The organism is Pararhodobacter sp. CCB-MM2 (assembly GCF_001691415.1).
Taxonomy (GTDB): Bacteria; Pseudomonadota; Alphaproteobacteria; order Rhodobacterales; family Rhodobacteraceae; genus Pararhodobacter.
In genome coordinates this window covers 164,065-174,336 of the sequence record NZ_LRRR01000007.1, presented here as the reverse complement: position 1 = coordinate 174,336, position 10,272 = coordinate 164,065, and the positions used below count along the sequence as shown (strand labels likewise).

The window sequence follows — 10,272 nt, the reverse complement described above, 5'->3', positions numbered from 1 at the left end:
CGCTGCAGCAACGCGGAAAAAGAGGGAGGGAAGCCATGTCTTGACCCAAACATGACCCGCTCAGCATAATCCAAGGTGGGTCACTTCTCGATGGAAAACCCGGGTCAGTTCTGGGTGGAAATCAACAGCGAGGGATTTCGCGGGGGGCAGGTCACCAGGTCACCGCGATCCGGTCGATCAGGCGATGCAGCTCGTCGCCGCCAGCGCCCACGACAACCTCGTCCATGAGAATCGTCGTCAGATCTTCGACATAGACGCGATACATCTGCGGCAGATCGGCCGGCAGCTCGAGGGGCACCGGGACCAGTTTGTCCCGGCCCGCGCTAAGAGCCTTGTGGTCGGCATCGAGCCGGTTCAGCTCGATCACGACTGCCTCTGACCCAACACCCAGCTTGAGGATGTTCAGCAGGTTTCTCTTCACTCGCTCAAGGTCCCGCATCCGTTTGTCGCGGTGCTTCCGCGCCTCGCCGAGGTTGGATTGGCCGGCCCGCAGGGTCCGTTCGACTTGCTTGGCACACCGGGCATAGGCGTCGTGGTTCATCAGGTCAGTCTTCAGCCACGACAGAATTGAGGAGGCGGCCCGGCTGTTGCTTCGTTCAAACGCGGGATCCGGACCAAGCCTCGAACACGTGGGGCCCCGATGGGATGTTGTCGATCAAGGGCCGCACGTGGGACGGGACCTCGGGGTCCTTGGCCTCGAACAAGCCGCAGCGGCGCAGGGCGCCGATCAGCGACAGGCCGGGGGGCGTGCGCTCCAGATATGATCGGACGCAGCAGGGTGTGTGATCGCGGTTGGCGGAGACGCCGACCTTCACGCCATGCAGCCGGGTCCAGCGGTGCGCATAATCGGGATAGAGGACGCTCTGCGTCAGCTCGATCCCGGTGTCATACTCGTAGTCGTTGAGGAAGATCCGGTCACCCAGCAGCATCGCCGCGCCTTGATAGCGATAGTGGCGGTGGCCCGGCCGGTCGCGCGGGCCCATCCGCTCCAGCCGGCGATAGAACATCTGATCGCCCTCGCCGTCGAACACCACCAGCGCGCGAACGATCCGGCCGCGTTGCGACATCGAGTAGTAGTATTCGAAGAACTGGCCACTCAGGGCCCCTACCCTGCGATCGGCACGCAGCCGGATCCGGTCCAGATGCTGGCGCATCTGCTGCGCCATGCCGTCGCTCTCCAGCCCGCGCAGGCGGACGATGCGGGCGAATTCGGCCTCGGGCAGCAGGATCTCATGCGCGTCGACGCCGAAGTAGTCGCAGATCCGGCGCATCAACGGTCCGCGCGGGAAACTGCTGCCCGCCATGTATCGGTTCAACTGGCTGCGGTTGATGCCCAGATCCTGGGCGACCCGTGTTATTGTCGGCCGGTAGCCGCACAGAAGCCTCAGGTTGGCGCCGAAATCGTCCATGATGCGGTTTGACCCTCTATCTGCACCGAAATGCACCACATGGCGCCAGAGTGCATACTTGCCTGTTCACGGCTTCGTCAAGATGGTGCGCCAACTCAAATGACCCTCGGGGGAGAGGACCACATGAGCCAGTCAGGACAGTCGAAAACCGGCACCACGCTGGGCATCGTCACGGGCTCGGGGCCCGAGGCGGGGATTGACCTGTGGGCCAAGGTCCTGCGTGCCAACAAGGCGGCGATGGGCGATGCCTTTCGCGGCGATCTGGATGCGCCGCGGGTGATCGTCGTCTCCGAGCCCGAGCTGGGTCTCTCCATGGACCTGCGCGCCAATGACGCCGAGGTCTGGGCAGCCATGCAGCGCGCGCTGGCGGTGCTGGCGCCGCAGGTCGACGCCTATGCCATCGCCTGCAACACGCTGAACTGGTACGCCCCGCGGATCGAGGCGCTGGCCCTGCCCGCCCGGCTGCTGTCGTTCCAATCTGTCCTAACCGACTGGATCACCGCGCAGGGGGTGACGAAGCTGGCGCTTCTGGGCGCCGGCCCGGTGACCGAGATGGGCGAATGGTCCGCCTACCGCTTCTTGCGCGAGCTGGTCGAGGTCGAGCTGCCCGCCGACCCCGCTGCCCTGCACGCGCTGATCCATGATGTAAAGCGCCTCGGCGGCGATGATCCCTCGCTGCCCCTGCGGCTGCAGGCGCTGGTCGAGGGGCTGGAGGCCGATGTGGTGCTGCTGGCCTGCACCGAGCTGCCGCTGATCGCCCGTTTCGACAGCGCCAAGCAGCTGGTCGACGTGACTGATCTGGTGGCCGAAGCGATGGTCGCCCGCGTCCATGGCGAGGTGACGGCATGAGCCTGTTGATCCTGCACACCGGTGGCACGATCGGCATGCAGCCCGGCCCCGACGGCCTGTTGCCGGCGCAGGGTCTCGTCGAGGCGGCGGTGGCGCGGCTGACGCCTGCCGGTCTGTCGGTGCGTGTCGAGACCTTTGATCCGCTGGTCGACAGCGCCGAGGTCGGGCCGCGCCACTGGAACCGGCTTGTCGACGCGGTGCTGGCCCATGACGGCGGGGTCATCGTCACCCATGGCACCGATACGATGTCCTATACCGGCGCGGCGCTGGCGCAGGCGCTGGCGGGCATCGACCGGCCGGTGGTGCTGTGCGGGGCGATGCATCCCTTGGGCACCGGGGGCGATGCCGAGGGCAATCTGCAACTGGCGCTGGAGACTGCGCAGACCGGGGCGGCGGGCGTCTGGCTGGCCTTCGCCGGTGCGCTTCTGCCGGCGGCGGGGCTGGTGAAGCAGGATTCGCAGGAAGACGACGCCTTCCGCAGCGTGGACCTTCCGGCCCCCGGTGGCCCCTTCCGTCCCCGCCGCTTTGCCGAGCGTCGCGTTGCCGTGCTGACCATCACCCCCGGCCTGCCCGTCCCTGCCCTGCGCGCCGCGCTGGCCGAGCTGGATGGCGCGGTACTGCGGGTGTTCGGCACCGGCACCGTGATGTCGGACCCCGCCCTTGCCGACACGCTGGCCGAGGCCGTCGCGCGGGGCTGCCGCCTGCGTGCGGTCAGCCAATGTGAGAACGGCGGGCTGGTGCCCGGAACCTATGCCGCCGGGGCCGCGCTGTGGCGCGCGGGCGTTGAGAACGGCGGCGGAGAAACACCGGAGGCGGCGCTGGCGCGTCTCTGGCTGGACTTGTCGGATTGATCCCTCGGACGATCTGATACTCGGCAGGGTTGTATCCTGCTGCACGACCGGCCCGGGACAACCGGGTCGCAGAACCAAGAAACGGGACCGCGGCTGTGGCCGCCAACATGGAGGAACCCATGGAATTCCTGCAAACGCTGTTCGGCTATGTCGACAGCCTGACCTGGGGCTGGGCACTGATCCCCATCCTCGTGGTCTTCGGCGTGTTCATCACGATCATGTCGGGCTTCGTGCAACTCCGCTTCTTCGGCCGCATGTTCCGCGTGCTGTCGGGCAAGAACCAGAACCAGGACCCCAATGCGATCAGCGCGCGTGAGGCGCTGCTGGTCTCGGTCGGCGGTCGCGTCGGCGGCGGCAACATCGCCGGTGTCGCCGTGGCGATCACGCTGGGCGGGCCGGGTGCCGTGTTCTGGATGTGGTGCATCGCGCTGGTCGGCATGGCTACCAGCCTTGTCGAATGCACGCTGGCGCAGATCTACAAGCGCAAGGACGGCGAGCACAGCTTCCGGGGCGGCCCTGCGGACTACATCCGCCGCGGTCTGGGTCATCAGTACAACTGGCTGGCCATCGTCTATGCGATCTGTCTGCTGGCGGCCTTCGGTCTGGGCTTCAACGCCTTCCAGGGCAACACCGTTGCGGGCGCCGTTCAGGACTCGCTGGGCCTTGACCGCACCATCACCGGCGTGGCGCTGGTGATCATCACCGGCCTCGTGATCTTCGGGGGCATCAAGCGCATCGCCAAGGCCGCCGACGTGGTCGTGCCGGTCATGGCGCTGGGGTATCTCGCCCTCGCCTTCCTGGTGATCGTCATGAACATCACCGAGATCCCGGCGATCATCTCGCGCATCGTTTCCAGCGCCTTCGGCTATGAGGAAGCGATTGCCGGCGGCATGGGTGCGGCCATCGCGCAGGGTCTGCGTCGCGGTCTGTTCTCAAACGAGGCGGGCCTGGGTTCGGCCCCGAACGTTGCGGCCACCGCGCTGGTGCGTCACCCGGTCAGCCAAGGCATCACGCAGAGCTTCTCGGTGTTCATCGACACGATCATCATCTGCTCGTGCACGGCCTTCATCATCCTGTTGGGTGACGTCTATGTGCCGGGCGCCGAGGGTGTCGACGGCGTGGTCCTGACCCAGCAGTCGCTGGCCAGCCACTTCGGCGACTGGTCGCGCTATGCGCTGACGCTGGCGATCCTGCTGTTTGCCTTCTCGTCGATCATCTACAACACCTACCTCGGCGAGAACGCGTTGGCCGCGATCACCGAATCCAAGGTCGCGACCATCGTGCTGCGCCTGCTGATCCTGGGTCTGGTGTTCCTGGGGGCCGTCGCGCCGGAGGCCACCTCGGTGTTCTTCTTCTCGGACCCGATGATGGGCATTCTGGCCGTGGTGAACCTCGTGGCGATCTTGATGCTGTTCCCGACGGCGATGCGCGTGGTCACCGACTTCCGCGCCCAGCTGAAGGCCGGCGTCGAGCGCCCGATCTTCGACCCTGCCAAGTTCTCGGATCTGGATATCGATCACGAGGCCTGGAACCCCGGTCGCTGGAAGTGACACATCGGGCCGCCCTTCGGGGCGGCCCTTTTCAGACCAACCAACTTCTCCACGGAGAGATCCATGAGCGCCGACCTGCGCCGTCCCGAGACGCGCATCGAAGAAGACAGCCTGGGCACGATGACCCTGCCCGCCGATTGCCTCTGGGGCATCCACACCCAGCGCGCGATCGAGAATTTCCCGATCTCGGGCATTCCGCTGTCGCATTTCCCCGAATTCGTCCGCTCGCTGGCCTGGGTGAAGAAGGCCGCCGCCCGCGCGAACCGCGATCTGGGCGTGCTCGAGCCCGCCAAGGCTGCGGTGATCGACGCCGTCTGCGACGAGATCATCGCCGGCGAGCATCTGCAGGCCTTCCGTGTGGACATGATCCAAGGCGGGGCCGGCACCTCGACGAACATGAATGCCAACGAGGTGATCGCCAACCTCGGGCTGATCCGCATGGGCCATCTGCCCGGCGATTATGCCCATCTGCATCCCAACGATGACGTCAACCGCTCGCAATCGACGAACGATGTCTATCCGACTGCCATGCGCCTTGCGATGGTCAGCCAATGCGCCCCGTTCCAGGAGGCGCAGCAGCGCCTGTCGGCTGCCTTTCCCGAGCGCGCGCGGGCCTTTGCCGAGGTGCGCAAGATCGGCCGCACCCAGCTGCAGGATGCGGTTCCGATGACGCTGGGGCAGGAATTCGCGGGCTTCGCGGCGACCATCGACGAGGACATCGCCATCATCGGCCGCCTGTCGCAATTGCTGACCGAGGTGAACCTCGGCGGCACCGCGATCGGCACGCGGGTCAACACGCCCGACGGCTATCCCGAGCGCGCGGTGGCAGAACTGGCGCAGATCTCGGGCCTGCCGGCGACTCTGGCCGCGAACCTGATCGAGGCCTCGTCGGACACCGGCGCCTATGTCACCTTCTCGGGTGTGCTGAAGAGGATCTCGGTCAAGCTGTCGAAGATCTGCAACGACCTGCGGCTGCTGTCCTCGGGGCCGCGCTCGGGCTTCAACGAGATCCATCTGCCGCCGGTTCAGGCCGGCTCGTCGATCATGCCGGGCAAGATCAACCCGGTGATCCCCGAGGTGGTCAATCAGGTTGCGTTCCAGGTGATCGGCAACGAACTGACGGTGACGCTGGCGGCCGAGGCCGGGCAGCTGCAACTGAACGCCATGGAGCCGATCATCGTGCTGAACGTGCTGCAGTCGATGCGCATTCTTATGCAAGCGATGGACACGCTGGCCGAGCGGTGTGTGTCGGGCATCCGTGCCAATGTCGCGCAATGCGAGGGCGCGCTGGAGAACAGCCTGGTGCTGGCGACGATGCTGGTGCCGCATATCGGCTACACGAAGGCGGCCAAGGTGGCGAAGACGGCGCTGGCCAAGGATCAGACGGTGGTCGCCACGGCGGTCGAGCTCGGTTTCGGCACCGAGGCCGAGATCCACGCGATGATCGGCGGCTGAGGCCGCAAAAACGGCGAACGCACGGGAACCGCTGGCCGTTTCCGTGCGTTTCCGTCATGGTATCCCCCGATTCCATGGCGCGCTTCGGCGCCGGAAGGACTGCCGAAACGGAATGATTTGACGCAGCACGCCCACCAAGACCTGACCGACGCCGCGCTGGAGGACCTGATCGTCTGCCCGGCCTGCGATGCGTTGTACCGGGTGCCGGATGTCCCCATCGGCGGGCGGGGTCGCTGCGGTCGCTGCGGGCATTCGCTGGCCGCGCCGCGCAAGAACGCCATGGCCCGGATCGTCATGCTGGCATCGACCTCACTGGTGCTGATGACGGCGGCTATCTTCTTTCCCTTCATCGAACTCTCCGCCGGCGGGATGACGCGACGCTCCTCGGTGCTCGATGCGGCGCTGACCTTCTCACAGGGGATCACGGTGCCGCTGGCGCTGGCTGTTGCGGCCTTCATCGTTGTGCTGCCGATGATCCGGCTGGCGGCCATCGTCTATGCGCTGGCGCCGATGTCCTTCGGCTGGCACGCCGCGCCCTATGCGAAAAGGGCCTTCCGACTGGCCGAGACCCTGAAACCCTGGGCCATGGCCGAGATCTTCGTCATCGGCGTGGCCGTGGCGCTGGTGAAGGTCGCAGGCCTTGCGACCGTCGGCCTCGGCACGGCGTTCTGGGCGCTGGTGCTTCTGGTCCTCGTCAACATCCTCAACGACACCTTCATGTGCAAGCTGACCCTATGGCGCACGCTCGAACATCGCAGCCGGTCCTGACCGCCCGTGCGGCCGGGTTGCTCGGCTGTCGGGTCTGTGGACGCGCCAATCCCGGCGACGCGCATCATTGCGCGCGCTGCGGCGGCGCGTTGTCCGGGCCGTCGGGTCTGCAAGGCGTGCTGGCATGGCTGTTCGCCGGGCTGGTCGTCTATATCCCCGCCAACACCTATCCGATGCTGCGCACCTCGCTGCTGGGCCACACGACCGAGAGCACGATCCTCGGCGGCGCCATCGACCTCGCGCATCACGGCTCGTGGGGCGTGGCGGCTATCGTCTTCGTGGCCTCTATCCTGATCCCCGTGGCGAAGTTCGCGGTGATCGGCTATCTGGCGCTGGCCGTGCATCGCGGCTGGCCGCTGCAGGGACGCACGCGCTTTCATCTCTACGAAGCCGTCGAATTCATCGGGCGCTGGTCCATGATCGACGTCTTCGTCGTGGCGATCCTTGCGGCCTTGGTCCGCTTCAACCTCGCGGCCAGTATTGCGCCGGGCATTGCCGCCATCTCCTTCGCGCTGTCGGTGGTCTTCACCATGCTGGCTGCGCTCAGTTTCGACCCGCGCCTGATCTGGCGCGCCGCTGACAAAGACACCGCATGAGCGACGCTGACGACACCCCACGCCTCCCCGACCCTGCCGAGATGGAGATCACCCCGGGCCGCCCCAGCTTCTGGCGCAACCTCTCGCCCGTCTGGCTGGTGCCGGTGCTGGCCGTCGCGGTGTCCGTGGGCATCGCGTGGCGCAGCTATGCCGAGCGCGGCACGCTGATCACCATCGCCTTCGAGAATGCGGCGGGCGTCAGTGCCGGCGAGACCGAGATCCGCTATCGCGACGTCTCCATCGGTGTGGCCGAGAGCGTCGCCTTCACCGCCGATCTGTCGCAGGTCATCGTCTCGGCCCGGATCGACAACACCGCGGCCGAAGCGCTGTCCTCTGAAGCGCAGTTCTGGGTCGTGCGACCGCAGGTCTCGGCGCAGGGGATCTCGGGGCTGAACACCGTGCTCTCGGGCGTCTATATCGAGGCCGCGCTGAACCCGGACGCCCAGCCCGATGGCAGCCGCAGCTTCGTCGGGCAGGACCGTGCGCCGCTGTTGATGCCGGGCCGTCGCGGCACGCTGATCACCCTGCACGCGCCCGATGGCAACCGCCTGACACCCGGCGCGCCGGTGCTGTTTCGCGGTGTGCAGGTCGGCCAGATCGAAGAGCCGCGCCTCCTGCCGGGTGCCGAGGGTGTCGCCGTCGATGCCTTCATCGAGGCGCCGCACGACCAGCGCCTGAGCACCGCCGCGCGGTTCTGGGATACCTCGGGCTTTTCGGTGTCGCTGAACACCAGCGGGCTGCGGTTGAGCGTGGGCAACCTCGCCTCGATCCTGACCGGGGGCATCGCTTTTGACTCCGTCGGCACCGACGGTGAAGCCATCAGTCGCGAGACCGTCTTCGAGCTCTATTCCGACGAAGACACCGCCCGCGCGGCCTCGACTTCCGTCGTGGCGCCGGACCGGTTGCGCATCGCCGCCGAATTCGATGGCTCGGTGCAGGGCCTGACTTCGGGCGCCGTCGTGCGTTATCGCGGCGTTCGGGTCGGCGAGGTCGCGGGCATCGCCGCGCGGCAGGTGGACATGGGCCCGGCGCCTTTGGTGCGGATGCAGGCGGTGCTGTCGCTCGATCCCGCGGCCTTCGGCTTGCGCGAGGCGACCACGCCCGAACAGCTGGAGAATTACCTCGAAACCCTCGTCGCCTCGGGCCTGCGGGCGCGACTGGCGGCGCAGGGTGTGTTCTCGACATCGCTGGTGGTCGAATTGGTCGAGGTTGAGAATGCCGATCCCGACCGCATCCTGCACCCTGAGGATGGCCCCTCCGTCATCCCCTCGGCCCCGTCGGATCTGAGCGATCTGACGACCTCTGCGCAGGGGTTGATCCGCCGCGTGACCGATCTGCCGATCGAACAGGTTCTCGATCAGGCCGTGTCGCTGATGGAGGCCGCCGAGACGTTGCTGGCCGACGAAAGCACCCGCGCCGCACCGGGGGCCGTAGTGGCGCTGGTGGATGACATCGGCGCGCTGGTCGGGTCGGACCAGATGCAGGCCCTGCCGGGCGAGGTTCAGTCGACCGTCGCCGAGTTCCGCGCCATCCTGCAGGACTTCCAGCAGCAACGCGCCATCGAGACGCTGGTCGACACCATGACCTCGGTGCAGACCCTCACCGCCAATGTCGACGCCGCCACGACCGAAGTGCCCGCGCTGATCTCGGAAATCCGCCGGGTCGTCGGCCGTGTCGGCGATCTGGATGCCGAGGGGCTGGTGACGGCTGCGACGGAGCTGATGCAGACCACCGACGAGTTCCTCGGACTGGAGGGGACACGCTCGCTGCCGCCTGCGCTGACCCGCGCCCTGGACGAGGTGCAGGCTGCCTTGGCCGAACTCAGACAGTCGGGTATCGTCGAGGGCGTGAACCAGACGCTGACCTCGGCCCGCTCGGCCGCTGATTCCATTGCCACGGCAACGCAGGACCTTCCGGCGCTGGCCGAGCGGCTCAACGCCCTCGTCACGCAAGCCGAGGGGCTGGTCGCCGCCTATGGCGCACGCTCGCCGGTGAACGAGGAAGCGCTCGCCACCCTGCGTGAGGCCCGCGATGCCGCCCGCGCCTTCGCGCAACTCGCCCGGACGCTGGAGCGTTCGCCCAATTCCATCCTGTTCGGACGCTGATGATGACCCGTTTCCTGCCGATCCTTGCCCTGACCGCCCTCGCCGCCTGCTCGGGTGACGGGCTGCGCTATCCGGTCGAAACCGCGCCCGCCAGCAGCACCAGCGTGCCGATGCGGCTGCGGGTCTCGACCATCGAGCTGCGCGACGTGGTGCTGCCCGCCTATGCCGAGGACAGCCAGATGCAGCTGCGCAACGCCGACGGCGCGCTGGTCGCGGTCGAGGGCGCGCAATGGGCCGCCCCCACCGCGCAGGCGATCACCGCCGAACTGGCGCGGGGGCTGGATCTGGGCTCGACCGCCAGTGTCGCGGCAGAGCCCTGGCCGCTGTCCGAACCGGCGCAGGTCCGGCTGTCCGTGCGCATAGACCGGATGCTGGCCGGGGCGGACGGGCAGTTGCAGCTGGGCGGGCAATTCGCCGTCTCCTCGCCGGATCTGGTGATGCGTGAGTTCATCGAACGCTTCGACATCGCCGTGCCGATTGCCGCCGACCCCGTGACCGCGCCGGCGCTGGCGGCGGCGCATGGGGCCGCGCTGGCGCAGTTGCGCGACCGCATTCTGACGCGCCTGTCCCGGTAATCGGGGCCGGCCAAGACTGTCACGTTGTTGTTTCCCGCGGGCGCCAGTTTCCGCCCGCAGCCGCCCTTGACGCAGCGGCCCCGGCATCGGAAAGAACGGGGCTCACGCGACGCC

10 protein-coding genes are annotated in these 10,272 nt (G+C 67.3%); 8 read left to right on the top strand and 2 right to left on the bottom strand.

Annotation, left to right across the window (positions count from 1 at the left end; translation table 11 throughout):
• Positions 1-151 precede the first annotated feature (151 nt).
• Entirely contained in the window at positions 152-541 is a 390-nt protein-coding gene (locus BCY78_RS10265; RefSeq protein ID WP_068301027.1) for a hypothetical protein, read from the bottom strand.
• A 55-nt stretch (positions 542-596) separates the two neighbouring features.
• Positions 597-1,409: a helix-turn-helix transcriptional regulator gene (locus tag BCY78_RS10260; RefSeq protein WP_068301024.1), complete on the bottom strand. Its 813-nt coding sequence runs from the start codon at positions 1,407-1,409 to the stop codon at positions 597-599.
• Positions 1,410-1,532: 123 nt separating this feature from the next.
• Here BCY78_RS10260 and BCY78_RS10255 point away from each other — a divergent pair, with 123 nt between their 5' ends.
• The 8 genes from BCY78_RS10255 (at position 1,533) to BCY78_RS10220 (ending at position 10,158) form a co-directional block, all read left to right on the top strand.
• The gene (locus BCY78_RS10255; protein WP_068301022.1) at positions 1,533-2,258 is read left to right on the top strand and encodes an aspartate/glutamate racemase family protein; all 726 of its coding nucleotides are present in this window, start codon (positions 1,533-1,535) and stop codon (positions 2,256-2,258) included.
• Complete coding sequence (locus BCY78_RS10250; RefSeq protein WP_068301018.1) at positions 2,255-3,109, top strand: asparaginase domain-containing protein; 855 nt, start codon at positions 2,255-2,257, stop codon at positions 3,107-3,109. Before BCY78_RS10255 ends, BCY78_RS10250 begins: the two co-directional genes overlap by 4 nt.
• A 119-nt stretch (positions 3,110-3,228) precedes the next feature.
• On the top strand, positions 3,229-4,659 hold the full coding sequence (locus BCY78_RS10245; protein ID WP_068301015.1) for a sodium:alanine symporter family protein: 1,431 nt from the start codon (positions 3,229-3,231) through the stop codon (positions 4,657-4,659).
• A 63-nt stretch (positions 4,660-4,722) separates the two neighbouring features.
• A complete protein-coding gene (locus BCY78_RS10240) occupies positions 4,723-6,114 on the top strand; it encodes an aspartate ammonia-lyase (RefSeq protein WP_068301013.1) in 1,392 nt (463 codons plus the stop codon).
• Between the two features lie 117 nt (positions 6,115-6,231).
• Entirely contained in the window at positions 6,232-6,882 is a 651-nt protein-coding gene (locus BCY78_RS10235; protein WP_068301011.1) for a paraquat-inducible protein A, read from the top strand.
• Positions 6,849-7,478: a paraquat-inducible protein A gene (locus BCY78_RS10230; protein WP_083194947.1), complete on the top strand. Its 630-nt coding sequence runs from the start codon at positions 6,849-6,851 to the stop codon at positions 7,476-7,478. Before BCY78_RS10235 ends, BCY78_RS10230 begins: the two co-directional genes overlap by 34 nt.
• A complete protein-coding gene (locus tag BCY78_RS10225; protein WP_083194946.1) occupies positions 7,475-9,583 on the top strand; it encodes an intermembrane transport protein PqiB in 2,109 nt (702 codons plus the stop codon). Before BCY78_RS10230 ends, BCY78_RS10225 begins: the two co-directional genes overlap by 4 nt.
• 2 nt (positions 9,584-9,585) lie before the next feature.
• Complete coding sequence (locus BCY78_RS10220) at positions 9,586-10,158, top strand: membrane integrity-associated transporter subunit PqiC (RefSeq protein ID WP_068301058.1); 573 nt, start codon at positions 9,586-9,588, stop codon at positions 10,156-10,158.
• Positions 10,159-10,272: the final 114 nt, after the last annotated feature.